The following is a 15,206-nucleotide window of genomic DNA, read 5'->3' as shown; positions in this document are numbered from 1 at the left end:
TGAAGCCTTTTTTCTATCTAAATAAACCGCTTAGCCCTTAAGATCCTGTCTATGATAGATGATTAACAATACCCTTAAGCATAGGTATCTACACAAACTGAGCAAAAAACGAACTGGCCAACTCTTTCATCCTGTTGATTTCCTCTGTCGTGCAAGTGTTCAATACCTCGTACATTTGTAAGAACACCCAGAGACCTGCAAGCAAAGCTGAATGTGTCACTGGCTTTGAACGCTTCGTTAAACGCCCGCTTAATTTCACTAAGAAACCTTTGAATTCTTTCGCTTCTTCTGACTTATCTGAGTAAAGCTTGAAAACGAGCGTGGTTGCAACACTGGCTACTATTAACCGTTTGAGTATCAATTCACCCGTTGTCTGTTGCCATTTCTCAAGCTGGTGACCATTCGTTTTCAACAGTTTGAACCAAGACTCAATATTCCAGCGATGGCAATACCACATCGCTATCTCTGTCGCATCAACATCAAAAACATTTGATAATAAATACTACCTTGCCAACTCATTGCCTTTTTCATCGGTCACTAAGCTCATAACAAGTCGACATTCAGGCGCTTGCGACGCCAACTTTTCCGACTTTCTCTGCAACTCAACCTTCGTCTCTCCGACAAAAAGGTAAGGACGGGATCGAACTTTAACCATTGAAAATAAATAACTTTAATTCTCGATGGAACTTTTTCAAATTGTAATGATCAGATCATGGAGTAAAAATACAAGAGAAACTCGCATGATAATCATTGAACAGCTAAAAAAAGTGAAAGATACCCGTTCGCACATCAACCAAGTTTACCCTGTCATGGAAGTGGCTTTCTTGGTCATCACAGCCATGCTTTGCGGACAAAATAAGTGGACTGACATCAAGGATTTTGGAGAAGGTAACATTGATTGGTTACGTGAGTATTTCCCCTACGAAAACGGGCTACCAACCCGACATAATATCGCTGCGATCATGAAGGCAGTGGTGCCTGAAACGCTGTTAGAAGCCATGGTGGGTTGGGTGAATTTGCATAGAGAGAGTTGTGCTCAACCTATCATCAGTGTTGATGGAAAGGTTTTGAAAGGCGCTAAAGCGAGCAAGCAAGATACCCCTCTTTATCTGGTATCAGCATTTGATGTAGAAGAAGTGTTAACTCTTACGCACCAACCCTGTGAAGGCAAAGGAATGGAGTTAACAGCGATAAGGAACATGTTAGATGCTTTAGATATAAAAGGGTGTTTATTAACGGCTGATGCCCTGCATTGTCAGACTGAAACCCTGAAGGAAGTGATTGAGAAAGGTGGAGATTTATTAGTTCAAGTCAAAAAGAATCAGCCAAGCTTACTCGCAGAAATTGATGCACAATTTCAAGATTATTGGGCTTTACCTAAGGACAATCAAGAGTCTTATACGACCGAAAATAAAGGTCATGGTCGAAAAGAGGTGCGAGAAGCTTACGTGCTCCCCGCAGCATTTAGTGAAGGTCTCAAAGAAAAGTGGTTCACTGTTAAAAGCGTGATTGCTGTCGTGAGAGATAGAAGTGTGAAAGGGAAAGGAAGTTATGAAACTTCGTACTACATTTGCACCGACAACTTGTCCTTAGCGCTTGCCTCGACAGCGACAAGGAAACATTGGCATATTGAGAACCAGCAGCATTGGGCGTTGGATGTCATTTTTAAAGAAGATGAGCAACAAATTTATGCAGGCGACTCCGCGTTAAACATGGCTTGTTGCCGACGCTTTGTACAAAACTTGTTTAGAAAATCTTCAGGCAACTTGTCAGTACCAAGGAAAATGAATAAAGCAGTGTGGGATCAAGATTACAGAGCTTCGATTTTGTTTACATCGGATTAACAAAGCTTATTCGTGCCCTTCCGTTATTACCATCACCTATATAGCCTTCTATGTTATAATTTCAAGTCATTAAGAGCGTGCTGAATCCCTGATTTAGTTCACTATTCTTTAATCACTGTGAATACACTTTAAAAGTTATTGGCCTATGAAAAAGTACGAATTAGTTGTTCAAGATATTGTGAGCAAGATCTGCCAAAACAGTATTAATCACAAACTGCCAGCTGAAAGAGAACTCTCTGAAACATATGGGTTATCTCGTTTCACCATTCGCAAGGCACTCGCAAAGTTAGAGGCTATTGGAATGGTGAAATCGAAAATTGGGTCTGGGTATTTTGTTAATACTTCTTTAATTGGTACTCCCTTAGTCTATAACTCAATCACTGAAAACAGCTTTGAAGAAATATCTTATAAAAAGATTCAATTAAATAAAACGTTACCAAACCAACATGAACAACAAATATTTTCATTATCTGATGATGAGTATATTTGGAAGATTAGACGACTGAGGTTAATAAATAATAAAGTCGTTCAGATTGAAGAGGCAAAGATACCTGTCAGTATCTTCTCTGAAATGAATACAGAGATCATTGAAAACTCTATTCAAAAACACGCGTTAGCACATGATTTAGAGATCGATAGTTACCTCACTACCTATCAAGCGATCAACGTATCCAAAGATGACGCTGACCTTCTGGGTTGCAAAAAGAATGCGGCAGCAATGAACATCACCAACCGAGGGTTCTTAACCTCTGGCGAACTGTTCATTGTCAGCGATATCATCGACATCAACTATCAATGCACCTACCACACGCCTTTTAACAGTGAGAGCATGAATTTCAGAGATAAAAATAGCCGCTAGTGCGGCTATTTTATTGCGTTACTCAGTAACCGAATAGGTACTGTTTGAGTTATGGAGTGTGAATCGCGCCATCAGGAAGGCGACTTTGAGTCCACTCGTGGGGACGATACATTACAGGAAATTCAGCGGCAACTTCTCGGTCAATCTCGACACCAATACCTGCGATTTCAGATGCGTATAGGTAACCATTAATTGGCTCCGCAGCATTTGGGAATACCTTGTGCGTGTTCTCGTTGTATTCGACATGCTCTTGAATAGCCGCATTGTGTAAATGCACATTCAAATGCGTGTTTACCGCTGCACCAATTGGCGTCATATCTGGTGGGCAATGCCATGCAATACGAACACCGAAATTCTGACATAGATGACCTAGTTTCAGAGCGGGAGTAATACCACCAATTTGGGAAACATGACAACGGATAAAGTCGATACGACGGTTAGCAATCAAAGACTTCCACTCTTCAGGGTTATTAAATAACTCCCCTAAACCCAATGAAACCGAACTTTGGCTACGAATATTATCCAGCCATTCCGTTTGATTTGGCGGCAGAATATCTTCAATGAAGTAAGGCTTATATTGCTCAACTTCTTTGGCAAATTGTATTGCTTGGTTCGGGAAAAGGCGCTCATGAACATCATGAAGAATATGGAATTGGTTACCGTATTTCTCTCTAAGCGACTTAAACATCGTTAGTGTATTGTCCATGTACTGATCTTGGTCGTAATACGAACCTTCAGTCGGGTTTTGAGTGGTATGCAAATCGGTTGGAACACCGCCATAGAAACCAAGCTGACAACGAATGTGCTTGTAGCCTTTGTCTAGGAAAGATTCCACCAGCTCATAAATACCTTCCATCGTATCGCTAGTCGCATGTGTGTATACAGGAATAGCATCACGAGACTTACCACCAAATAATTGATGTAACGGCATACCCGCTAATTTGGCTTTAATATCCCACAGTGCCATATCAACACCGGAAATTGCATTATTGATAACAGGGCCATTTCGCCAATAAGCGTTGACCATCATCATTTGCCATAAGTCTTCAATATTATTGGCGTTTTTACCAATAAGAATAGGTTTTAAATATTCATCGACCATTGTTTTTACAGCAAGCGGTCGTTGTTGGAATGTCGCACAACCAAACCCAGTCACGCCTTCATTCGTTTCAACGACCACGGTAATGAGATTGTGTCTGTCTGGTTTAGTAATAATACAATGGATATCAGATATAATAGTTTCTTTCACAATTAAATAACCTAAACTTAAGTCAACTCCTATTATCTAACCGCGTTAAAAACCACATTTCAAGCGCTAATTTTCGGTAAAAATAATTGGTACGTTAAGTGTTTTTTTTTGATAAACAAAACATACCAATTGGCCAAAAATGGTGAAAAAATAATTTTTCGAATTTCAAGTGTGATTGAGATCTCTTTTTACTGCGTTGGAATTAAATTGGTTGTCGTTATGATTACTCGAGTTAAATATATTCCAATAACAGGTGTAGTATGCAAATGGTAGAAAAGAGTGATGCCGTTATTAATAACTCGAAGTCATCATCGAAAAATAAAAATTTCAAAGAAAATATACAGTTATTAGTCACTGCACTTGGTGGTGAAGACAATATTGTGAGTATCACACACTGTATGACAAGGCTGCGATTCAAATTGGCAGACGAGTCTCTGGTAGACGAAGAAGCGATCAAGCAGATCGCTGATGTGAAAGGTGTGGTACTTCAACAAGGTCAAACTCAAGTCATCATCGGTGTTGAAGTAGAGAAGTGGTTTAACGCGCTATCAAACACTCAACAAGCTGACGCTAATCCGGCTGATGAGCTAGAGAAAGGCAAACTGTTCCAAGGCGTGATGCGCATTGTCGCGGGTATCTTCGGCCCTGTAGTTCCTGCGATTGCCGGTGCAGGTATGTTGATGGGTCTACTTTCTGGCCTTATCGCAACGAACGTTATCTCTGAAAGCTCAGACACGGTTTATTTCTTCCGCTCTATCTCTGTTGCTGTGTTCTTCTTCTTACCAATGCTAGTCTCTTTCTCTGCAGCCAAAGTATTTAAGGTAAACGAGTACATCGCACTTGCTGTTTCCTCTGCAATGTTAGCACCCAAGCTAGTAGATAAAACGGTGATGCTAAAAGATGCGGGCGCTGCACCTGAGCTGACGGTGCTAGGCGTGGTTCCTATTGAACTGCTTAACTACGGCGGCGCGATTGTTCCTGCGATTCTAGCAATCTGGTTATTGTCTAAAGTGACTCCGTTAGTTGACCGTCTAGTTCCTTCTTCTGCGAAGCCTGTATTTACACCGCTGCTTGCCTTTACAGTGACTTCAACCATCACGCTATCATTTGTTGGCCCTGCAGGCATCTGGCTAAGTAATGGCGCGGGTTGGGTAATGAGTTCACTACTGGAAATCTCTCCGACATTAACAGGCTTTGTTTTTGGTCTGACTCGTCCTATTACCATCGTATTTGGCATCCACCACAGCATGACGCCGATTAGCCTGAACAACTTTGCACTGTATGGTAAGGATTTACTTATGCCAATCATGTGCTTAGGTAACATGGCAATTGCTGGTGCGACAATGGCAATCTGGCACAAGCAACGCAAAACGGTTTCGAAAGAGCAATCTTCAATCACCATGGGCTCAAGTGTTACCGCTATCTTAGGCATCACGGAACCGGCTCTATTTGGCGTCCTAACCAAATACACCAAAGCGATGATGACCGCGAGTTTAGCAGCAGGTGTGTTCGGTGCTATCTCGGTAACGATAGATACTCACTTAACCAGCTACATTCTTTCTTCTGTGTTCAGCTTGCCGGCTTACCTTGCAGGCGGCACACAGAACTTTATCCAAGCGATTATGGGTGTGGTTGGTGTGTTTGTACTGTCTTATGTATTAACACTGTTGTTCGTGAAACTAGACAACAAATAAGACCTCCTCCCAACCTATTGGGAACAGAATCAACGTGGCTACTTTCCTTGTAGCCACGTTCCATCATTTATATACCTAGCAATACCAATCTTTCTGTAAGGGCACACTATGAGCCACATTGCGATTATCGGCGAGTGCATGATAGAACTGAACGGCGCTCCATTCGGTTCCATGCAACAGACCTATGGTGGGGATACGCTCAACGCCGCTGTTTATTTGAACCGAAGTGCCATCAGCTATTCCCGTTCGTCAGATGCACCTATGATTCATACCAGTTATGTCACAGCGCTAGGCTCCGACGCTATCAGCCAAGAGATGCTTAACCGATGGCAAGATGAAGGGCTATCAACTGATTTCGTACTGATTGACGAACAGCGCTCGCCAGGCCTGTATCTGATTCAATTAGATGACGTTGGTGAACGCACATTTCTGTATTGGCGTAATGACTCGGCTGCTCGCTACATGGTACAGCACCCAGACTTCGACAGAATAACCGCCCAACTTGAAGATGTCGATATGGTGTTTTTGAGTGGAATCTCTCTGGCGATCTTGCCTCATGGCGATCAGCTCAAGTTACTCACTATCATCCAAAGTCTACGTGAACGTGGTGTGGCCATCGCCTTTGATAGTAACTACCGACCAAAGTTGTGGGGATCACAAGACGCAACCAAAGAAGCTTATCAGCTTGCTTATAAAGCGACAGATATAGCCTTGGTTACCTTTGATGACGAACAGCTGCTATGGGGCGATCAAACGCCACAAGACACCATAAAAAGACTGCATGTACTCGGCGTCAAAACCGTTGTTGTAAAGCTTGGTGCTGAAGGCTGCTTGATCAGTGAAAACGCTAAAGCTGAGCCCGTAAACATCACAACAATACCAGTCGAGACTGTGGTTGATAGCACCTCTGCTGGCGACTCTTTTAACGGTGGTTTCTTATCTTGTTACCTCTCTGGAGGTTCTGTTTCAGAAGCCTGCCAACAAGGTAATGCACTCGCGAGACTAGTGATTCAACACCACGGTGCAATTATTCCAAAAGCCATCACCGATACTCTTTCAAACCCTATTAAGAAGTAAACCATGCCTACAATTAATGACCAATTAAAAGCACTTAAAGTTATCCCTGTTATCGCGATTGATAACGCTGAAGATATTATTCCACTAGGTAAAGTTTTAGCGGAAAACGGTCTGCCTGCAGCAGAAATTACTTTTCGTTCTGACGCCGCTGTTGAAGCTATTCGACTGCTACGAGAAGCTCAGCCTGACATTCTGATTGGTGCCGGAACAATTTTGAATGGTGAACAAGCACAGGCCGCGAAAGAAGCAGGCGCAACCTTTGTGGTATCACCGGGGTTCAATCCAAACACGGTTAAAGCATGCCAAGAGATCGGCATTGATATTATCCCGGGTGTGAACAACCCAAGCACCGTTGAAGCGGCATTAGAGATGGGTTTAACGACACTCAAATTCTTCCCAGCAGAAGCATCAGGCGGCATCAGTATGGTTAAGTCATTAGTCGGCCCATACGGCGATATTCGGCTAATGCCTACAGGCGGCATTACGTCATCAAACATCGATAATTACTTGGCTGTACCTCAGGTATTAGCCTGCGGTGGCACTTGGATGGTGGATAAGAAGCTCGTTGAAAACGGAGAGTGGGATGAGATTGCCCGCCTAACGCGAGAGATTGTTGAGCAGGTGAATCGCTAAGTAAACTAAGCAAACCAGCAAACCAGCAAACCAGCAAACCAGCAAACCAGCAAACCAGCAAAACCGTTCACCAATTTGAGAACGCCTTACATACAAAAAGAGCGAGAGGTTAGCCTCTCGCTCTTTTTTTCATCAACTTACTGTGACAATTGTTGTTCTACCAAAGTCTTCCAGAACCCTACACCATGCTCCAGAATGTTATCGTTGAAATCGTAGTGTGGATTATGAAGCGCAGTGCCTCCACATTCACCAACACCATTCCCAACTAGCACATAACACCCTTTTACTTCGCGTAACATGAACGAGAAATCCTCACTGATGGTGAAGCGTTCACATGCTCCATTCACATTATCTTCACCAACAACCGCTTGTGCTGCTTTCACTGCGTGAGCCGTCTCTTCAGGCGTGTTAATCGTTGATAAGAAGCTGTTGTTGAAGTGGTATTGATAATCAACACCTGCCGACATGCACTGGCCAGCGACAACACGCTCAATCGCTTTCTCAATTTTATGCAATGCTTGATCGGTAAAGCTGCGAGTGTCACCAGAAATAGTCACTTGCGAAGGAATCACATTCACGGTGCCATTGGTAACAAAATTAGTCACCGAGATAACCGCCGTCTCATCAATGGCGCTCAAATTACGCGAAACGATGGTTTGCAGTGCTGTGACCACCTGAGCTCCAACAACAATCGGATCGGTTCCCATGTGTGGCATCGCCGCGTGGCCGCCCGTCGCTTTGATCACAATCTCAAAACTGCTTTCACTTGCCATAAGCGAGCTTGGACGGGTCACAAACTTACCTTCTGGGATACCCGGTAAGTTATGCATAGCGTAAATCGCATCCATATTCCAACGAGTGAACAGGCCATCAGCGATCATCGCTTTCGCTCCTGTGCCTCGCTCTTCATCTGGTTGGAAAATGAAGTATACAGTGCCATCAAATTGCTTACTGGTTGCTAACTCTTGCGCCGCACCCAGTAGCATCGCGGTATGGCCATCATGTCCACAAGCGTGCATCGCTCCTTCATGTTTTGAAGCGTGACAAAAAGTGTTCTGTTCATGAATGCGCAGCGCATCCATATCCGCACGTAGACCAATCGAGCGATCGCTTGTGCCATTTTTCAGAATTCCAAGCACACCTGTTCCGCCAATACCGCGGTGAACTTCAATGCCGAACTCTTCGAGCTTGTTCGCTACGAATTCAGATGTTATGAACTCTTCAGTGCCGAACTCTGGGTACTGATGTAAATGGCGGCGCCATTCTGTAACGTTGGCAATGTTAGTCATGGAAACTCCAATAAATACTTAAAATTAATTTGTTAAAACTGTTTTAGATGTCATCTCGCGGGACTTGTTGGATGCAGCAAACAGCATCATTGCCACAATAATCAAGCCAACAGCCAGCGCCCTAAAAGGTATGATGGGTTCTCCAAACACCAAAACAGCGATGAAAAATGCAGACATAGGGATGAGGTTTAAAGCCATACTGCTGCCTTCAACACCAACACGCTCTATGCCGTATATGTATGCGATGTAGCCCAGCCCTGATACAAAGCCACCTAGCACGATAATGCAGAGTAACGACCAAGAAGGGCGAATCACCAGTAACAGGCTTGGTACATCAAGGCCTGAAACCAGTAAGTAAATGAAAAATCCAACCGCCGCAAAACCAAATTGATAATGCATGGTGCAAGTTGCACCGTATTTTTCTGCAAGCTGAGCGCGCAAATGAGTCACCGACGCAAAGCTCAGCACACTCAATAGACAAATCAGGTGCCCGATGTTTACTCCTCTATCTTGATACATAAACGGGGGAGCTAGCACTAACATGGTGACGCCAACCAAAGCGATTCCGCTAGAGACGATTTGCATACGAGTAAATCGAGCGCCGTAAAAAAGCTGACCTATCGCCAAGATAGCAATGGGAACAAGTCCCTGAATGACGCCATTTTCTGACAGTGAAATATAGTCCAACGAGAGAAACGAAAGAAAGCTAAACAAACCTTGGCCAACGACACCGCATACCAACAACTTGAATAGATCGCTCCGATTATCCCAACTAAACGCCAACTTCGGTTTGCTTTGAGTTTTCTTGTGGATCATTGCTGAGAAAATCAGGACTAAAGATAAAACAAAGAATGCCATCATGTAGCGTAGCCACACCAACAATCGCGCATCAATGGTTTGTAATGGCAAGGTAGCTAATGCGCCCTCAGAGCCCCATAACAACCCGACGCCAATCGCTGCCATCCAACCTTTAGTCACTGATTTCATCACTTAGCTCGCTTCTGGTGTTGCTTTTTTATCGCAAGCTAAATTTTCTGAAGATTGTTCTTCCTGCTTTGTCTCAAACTTCGTGAACACGTAAAGTGCGACCACAATTAATGAAACAACGATGGTTTTGCCCATTGCCATCTGTTCGCCAAGTGTTAAAACCGCCACTAAGTAGCCAACCAAAGGCATTAGGTTTAATGCCATCGTTGCCTTTTCGACACCGATACGCTTGAAAGAATACAATTGAATCAAGTAGCTACCGCCGGAGATACCCGTACCTAAGAAAATAAGCAAAGCAATTAACAGCGGGCTAGAGAAGATAATGTAAATCTGAGATAGGTCTAAGCCCATGATCAATACAACGATGATGCCCATTACTGCAACTGAGATGTATTGGTAAAGCATCGAAACAACTGAACCGTATTTGTCCGCTAAGCTAGCTCGTAAGTGAGCAGTCCACGCCAGCGCCAACATTGAACACGTCACGTAAACGTAACCTAGTAGTGGCGTACCACCTTCAATGGAGTTTGTCGGACCAACACTCATTGCGTAAATACAAACCGCCGAAGCAATGAAAGCACCCCACTGAATCTTGTTCATGCGGAAGTTCATAAACATCATGCCAAAGAAAACCGTCGCGAACGGCTGCATGCCTTGAATAACACCGTTTTCAGTCGCACCAATGTGAGAAAGAGAAAGGAAGTTGAACAGTGAAAACACCCCTTGTCCAACGATGCCACAAAGCGCAATGCGACCAATATCTTTGGTATCGATCTTTAACGAAGAACCCAAGTCAGCGCTCAAGCTTTTACTACGTGATGTAAAAAAGAAAATGATGGAAAGGCCAATTACCGCAGTAACGTAGCGGAAAAATACCAATGTCATAGGGTCAACAGCCATAGAGAGCGGCTTAGATACCACCCCAGTTACGCCCCAGATACAGGCAACAGCAATGGCAGCAGTCCATCCTAAAAATGTGTCTCTGTTTGTTGTGTTCATCTGTCTATCTTCCATAATTTTTAGGTAACGGCGGTGCGCACACCGCCTTGTTACTCATAATTTTATTTAGTGTTTTTTCGCTAGTTAACGTCTGTCGCCGTTTTCAGCTGAGGCGCTTTTTTCTTCGCCTTACCAAACTTCATGAACAACATCATTGAGCCAATAACGACTGCAATCGCTAGTAGTCGCATTGGCGTCACCGCTTCACCGAGAGCAAACACAGCCAGGACGAAAGAAGACAGAGGCATCAAGTTAAGTGCCATACCCGTTCCGTCTACGCCGACTCGTTCCATTGCATAGATGTAGATTAGGTAGCTGATACCTGAAATACCCACACCCAGAATTGCAATACAAGCCATACGAAGTGGAGAACTGAAAATACCGAGAGCTGAAGAGAAATCGGCGCCGACAACCAGTAGGTAAAGACCGAAACCAATTGCCGCAAAAACAAACTGGTGATACATCGTCGCTACTGAACCATATTTCTCAGCAAGCTTGGCACGAGCGTAAGCCATCGTGGAGAAGCTCGCGGCACTACCCAAACAGATCAAGTGACCAATGTTAAACCCGCTGCCTTCAACAGAAGGGTCCATGACCAAAATAGCGACACCAACGAAGGCGCCAACAGCTGCCAAGATTTGTAGTGGTGTAAAACGCTCGCCGTGGCGAAGGAAACCGACACACAAAATGATGATTGGGATAAGGCCTTGGATCACGCCGTTTTCTGAAGCAGTAATGTAATCAAGAGATAGGAACGATAGAAAACTGAAAGCACCTTGACCAATAATGCCGCAACATGCCGCCCAGAAGATGTCGTGTCGGTTTGCCCAATTAAGTTTAAAATCGACTTTTTTCTGTGGTTTACCCATCGCATTGCTGACTTGGATAATCACAAACAGCGTAATGAAAGCGACGGTATAGCGAACCCATACCAAGACTTGTGCATCCATTACTTCTAAAATAGGTGTCCCTACGATCCACGGAATACCCCAAAGCATGCCAATGAAAATGGCAGCTAACCAACCTTTAGTTGTATTACTCATCTTAAAATTCCTTTATTCATTGGTTGCTATTGATTTAGCAATTGTCCGTAACCTGGACATTGAGCTTTGTTGCCGACTAAGTGCATGCAGTGCCAGAACATCGCAGAGTTGCTGCACACGACTGGGATACCAAATCGATCTTCAATCTCTTGAATGTGGTCAAGAACACGAAGGTTGGTGCAAGACATAAACACCACATCGGCACGAGAGCCCGGCAACATTTTGCTCAACGCTTCCATCATCGATTCCTTTGAAACCGTCGTGATGTCAGTGTCTTTCTCAATGCCAAGTGAACCTAAAACAGGAACTTCAAAGCCAGCGGCAGTCAGTTGTTGATAAAGAGGGAAATTCACTTCTGTTGGGTAGGGGGAAAACACGGCAACTTTCTTTGCACCCAAGTGCTTAAATGCGGCTTGGGCAGCTGTCCATGGGTTGGTTGCGGGAATATCACCGCGATTTTGTGTAAGAAGGTTAGCGACTTTTTCTTCACCGATAATGATAGAAGCTGAAGTGCAACCAAACGCCATGACATCCATGGGTAAACCCGTCGCTATCAGATCGGATGCTTCGCTGATCCCAACCGCAATTTGGTCGAGTGCTTCTGGAGTCATTTCGCTGCTGTAATAAACACGGGAGCTAAACATTCCTGCTTGTGTTCCCAGTAATTTTGCCCAGTCCATCTCTAAAGAGTGGTCAGTACTTAGTTGCACTAGACCGATATGAACTCGACCAATCCTTGGAGCCTGAACGTGCTGTAATGGGATTTCAAATTGTCGAAACTGTTCTATTGTTTGCATGAGAAACTCGTATTTTTATAGTTTTTATGTGCTGACTCCAGAGTCCAGAGTCAGCTTTTGTAGGGTGTTAAATTTGTACGGTGCTAAATTTTTAGCTAAATAATGATCAATTCTGGTTCAGCTCGTTCGCTCAACCATTCAGCGCCGTCTTCAGTGATCACGATGTTCTCTTCGTGAACCATCGACTTACCTGGTGCGTAAACCATGCCCGGTTCTAGTGTCATCACCATGCCTGGCTTAAGCACTGTGTTGTCGGTAGCCGTGTTAGACGGGCGCTCTGTCAGCTCCATACCTAAACCATGACCTAGACGACCAACGTCGTTACCCAATGCACCATTGGCTTCTAATACTCCCCACATCGCGTTGTAGATGTCAGTCGTGGTTGCGCCCGGTTTCGCTGCCTCGAAGCCTTTCGTGGTCGCTTCGTAAGTAGCGCGGTATGCCGCTTTGGTTTGCTCACTTGCATGACCAAATGCCCAGTTACGGTCGAAATCAGAGAAGTAACCATCGCGTACAGCACCCGTATCTATGATCAACACATCTCCCGGTTCAATAATGCGATCAGTTGGGCCCATGATGATGCTGTCATAACCATCAGGTCCTGAGCCTGCGATGATGTAAGGACATTCATCTGCACCTTCTAACAACATATCGATACGGAACTGTTTACAGATTTCACGCTCGGTCATGCCGGCTTTTGCGTAACCCGGAATCTTGCTAAAGCCAACGTTAGTAATGCGGCAGATTTCACGTGTTTTCTCAATTTCAGCTTGTGATTTGATCTGACGAAGTTCATGCATTGCTAAAGACACATCAACAAAGTCTTTCTTAACCATGGTGGTTAATTTCAAGTAGTTGTTCACCGGCATACGTAGGTGAGATTCAATGCCCAGCGTTGCGCCTACTCGGCCATGACGACAAGGCAAAGAGTTCAATGCGCTAGCAACTAAGCTAATGCCATCATCTTCAGGACGAGGAGAAGGCCAAGTAATAATGTTGTCGACCCATGTTCCCGCCATACCACTTGCTCCGATTTCAGGAACAATCGCAATCGGCTTTCCTTCTGCAGGAACGATGACAAACCATGGACGAGTTGGGCTATGCCAAAACTGAGTGTGGAAGCCAGTGAAGTAGCGAACGTTTGGCTCGGTTGTGAAAATCATCGCATCCAGATTCATCTCATGCATGACTTTTTGAGCGCGTGATGTTCTGTGTTCAAACTCAGCTTGTTCAAAGCCGCGGTTTAGGTAGTTAGTCATTGGAACCTCTAATTATTGTATTTAGGTAGGCACTGCTGCTCTTCACAACCAGTAACCAACCCTATAGTTCAATTTTGTTTACGTTACGCTGAGCATCTTACTGACATTTCAGTTAAATAATGTGACCAAGATCCTAGGGTTAACTATAGTGACCAGAAACCATCTAAAACTGGAAATATTGTTGATTACGATCAATTTTGGGTACTTATTTGTAACTTTAGGCTTGTGTAGGAAGCGGATATATAGTCTTATAGTTACATAAAGTTAATTGGCAACTTGAAATACATCGATTAACCAAAGATAATGAAAGGCAATTAAAGTTAACAACAGTGGTCTAAAATGAACGCATCAGCATATAAATCGTTTAACGTTGAATTCACCGACAATGATAGAGAGCATCTCGCACTGAACTTTCGCTTAGCCGAAACCATTGCCGACTTTATTGGTCCGCACTGTGAGGTTGTGATTCATTCATTTGAGAGCTTTGAAAAGTCGGTAGTGAAGATAGTGAACGGCCACCACACGGGTCGAGAAGTAGGGTCACCTATCACCGATCTAGGGCTGAAAATGCTGAGTGTGTTTGAGAGCACTGGTGAGGTCACGCCAAAGAGTTACTTCACCACCAGCAAAGATGGGTCACTGCTTAAATCTACGACCTGTGTGCTAGCTGGAGAAAATGGCAAACCGATTGGGCTGTTCTGTATCAATATGAACTTGTCTCACCCGTTTCCTGAGATCATAAAAACTTTAATGCCAGACATGGCTCATGCCCCTGTGGGTGTGCATGAGAACTTTGGAGCTTCAACAACAGAAGTGATTGAGCAAGCGCTTGAGCACGCTATTTTTGAAGTCGACAACGATGAGTCAGTCAACTTAAAAGGTCGAAACAAAGCCATTACCAAGCTATTGCTTGAGAACGGCATTTTCGAATTAAAAGAGGCGACAGCATTCGTATCTGAGCGTCTTGGTATTACTCGCCACGCTATTTACAAATACATCCGCGAGTTTAGAGCATAGAAATCCTATAAAGAGAAACGAAATGAAAACAAAAATCCATACAGATCTAGCACCAGCAGCAATCGGCCCTTACTCTCAAGGTATGGCATTCAAAGACCTAATCTTCACTTCAGGTCAATTACCGCTTGATGCAAAAACAATGGCGTTTGTTGAAGGTGGCATCAAAGAGCAAGCTCGTATGTCACTAGAAAATCTAAAAGCAGTTTTGGAACAAAGTGGTGGTTCACTGGATACCGTTGTTAAAACCACATGTTTCTTATCTGATATGGAAAACTTCGTTGCATTTAACGAGGTGTACACGGAAGTATTTGGTACAGAGAACGCACCTGCACGCTCTTGTGTTGAAGCGGCTCGTCTACCAAAAGACGCATTAGTTGAAGTAGAAGCGATCGCTTACATCAAGTAATCACGAACCGCTTTAATTGAAGACGTATAGCTTAATCCAATAACGTGAAGCTA

14 protein-coding genes and 1 pseudogene are annotated in these 15,206 nt (G+C 43.9%); 7 read left to right on the top strand and 8 right to left on the bottom strand.

Features of this window, described 5'->3' with window-relative positions; genetic code table 11:
• Positions 1-88: 88 nt before the first annotated feature.
• Positions 89-655: pseudogene (locus ED652_RS18510) on the bottom strand (hypothetical protein); the annotation flags it as partial.
• Positions 656-740: 85 nt separating this feature from the next.
• Here ED652_RS18510 and ED652_RS18505 point away from each other — a divergent pair.
• Together ED652_RS18505 and ED652_RS18500 are read left to right on the top strand one after the other, a co-directional pair.
• On the top strand, positions 741-1,844 hold the full coding sequence (locus ED652_RS18505) for an ISAs1 family transposase (RefSeq protein WP_122055751.1): 1,104 nt from the start codon (positions 741-743) through the stop codon (positions 1,842-1,844).
• Positions 1,845-1,989: 145 nt separating this feature from the next.
• Entirely contained in the window at positions 1,990-2,703 is a 714-nt protein-coding gene (locus tag ED652_RS18500) for a GntR family transcriptional regulator (protein WP_122055750.1), read from the top strand.
• A gap of 49 nt (positions 2,704-2,752) precedes the next feature.
• On the opposite strand, the gene ED652_RS18495 is transcribed toward ED652_RS18500, so the two are convergent.
• Entirely contained in the window at positions 2,753-3,952 is a 1,200-nt protein-coding gene (locus ED652_RS18495; RefSeq protein WP_004732372.1) for an enolase C-terminal domain-like protein, read from the bottom strand.
• Positions 3,953-4,212: 260 nt separating this feature from the next.
• On the opposite strand from ED652_RS18495, the gene ED652_RS18490 reads away from it, so the two are divergent.
• From ED652_RS18490 to ED652_RS18480, 3 genes are all read left to right on the top strand, one after another.
• Positions 4,213-5,646, top strand: a complete 1,434-nt coding sequence (locus tag ED652_RS18490) for a PTS transporter subunit EIIC (RefSeq protein WP_122055749.1) — start codon at positions 4,213-4,215, stop codon at positions 5,644-5,646.
• Positions 5,647-5,754: 108 nt separating this feature from the next.
• Positions 5,755-6,723 (top strand): sugar kinase, encoded by a 969-nt coding sequence (locus ED652_RS18485; protein ID WP_122055748.1) that lies wholly within the window; start codon positions 5,755-5,757, stop codon positions 6,721-6,723.
• Between the two features lie 3 nt (positions 6,724-6,726).
• The gene (locus tag ED652_RS18480) at positions 6,727-7,356 is read left to right on the top strand and encodes a bifunctional 4-hydroxy-2-oxoglutarate aldolase/2-dehydro-3-deoxy-phosphogluconate aldolase (protein ID WP_122055747.1); all 630 of its coding nucleotides are present in this window, start codon (positions 6,727-6,729) and stop codon (positions 7,354-7,356) included.
• A 137-nt stretch (positions 7,357-7,493) separates the two neighbouring features.
• On the opposite strand, the gene ED652_RS18475 is transcribed toward ED652_RS18480, so the two are convergent.
• From ED652_RS18475 to ED652_RS18450, 6 genes are all read right to left on the bottom strand, one after another.
• Positions 7,494-8,645: a M20 aminoacylase family protein gene (locus tag ED652_RS18475; protein ID WP_102297830.1), complete on the bottom strand. Its 1,152-nt coding sequence runs from the start codon at positions 8,643-8,645 to the stop codon at positions 7,494-7,496.
• A gap of 24 nt (positions 8,646-8,669) precedes the next feature.
• The gene (locus tag ED652_RS18470; RefSeq protein WP_122055746.1) at positions 8,670-9,632 is read right to left on the bottom strand and encodes a DMT family transporter; all 963 of its coding nucleotides are present in this window, start codon (positions 9,630-9,632) and stop codon (positions 8,670-8,672) included.
• Between the two features lie 3 nt (positions 9,633-9,635).
• Complete coding sequence (locus ED652_RS18465; protein WP_122055745.1) at positions 9,636-10,631, bottom strand: DMT family transporter; 996 nt, start codon at positions 10,629-10,631, stop codon at positions 9,636-9,638.
• A gap of 80 nt (positions 10,632-10,711) precedes the next feature.
• Positions 10,712-11,674: a DMT family transporter gene (locus ED652_RS18460; RefSeq protein WP_052879296.1), complete on the bottom strand. Its 963-nt coding sequence runs from the start codon at positions 11,672-11,674 to the stop codon at positions 10,712-10,714.
• Between the two features lie 26 nt (positions 11,675-11,700).
• The gene (locus ED652_RS18455; protein ID WP_122055744.1) at positions 11,701-12,471 is read right to left on the bottom strand and encodes an aspartate/glutamate racemase family protein; all 771 of its coding nucleotides are present in this window, start codon (positions 12,469-12,471) and stop codon (positions 11,701-11,703) included.
• A 95-nt stretch (positions 12,472-12,566) separates the two neighbouring features.
• The gene (locus ED652_RS18450) at positions 12,567-13,730 is read right to left on the bottom strand and encodes a Xaa-Pro peptidase family protein (protein WP_048662519.1); all 1,164 of its coding nucleotides are present in this window, start codon (positions 13,728-13,730) and stop codon (positions 12,567-12,569) included.
• Positions 13,731-14,069: 339 nt separating this feature from the next.
• Between ED652_RS18450 and ED652_RS18445 the strand changes: the two genes are divergently transcribed.
• On the top strand, positions 14,070-14,747 hold the full coding sequence (locus ED652_RS18445; RefSeq protein WP_017095787.1) for a transcriptional regulator: 678 nt from the start codon (positions 14,070-14,072) through the stop codon (positions 14,745-14,747).
• A 22-nt stretch (positions 14,748-14,769) separates the two neighbouring features.
• On the top strand, positions 14,770-15,153 hold the full coding sequence (locus tag ED652_RS18440) for a RidA family protein (RefSeq protein WP_122055743.1): 384 nt from the start codon (positions 14,770-14,772) through the stop codon (positions 15,151-15,153).
• Positions 15,154-15,206: the final 53 nt, after the last annotated feature.

Origin of the sequence: Vibrio sp. Evd11, assembly GCF_900382755.1 — a bacterium.
GTDB classification, from domain to species: Bacteria; Pseudomonadota; Gammaproteobacteria; order Enterobacterales; family Vibrionaceae; genus Vibrio; species Vibrio lentus.
The sequence above is the reverse complement of the archived record's forward strand: the minus strand, read 5'-3'. Positions and strand labels throughout refer to the sequence as shown.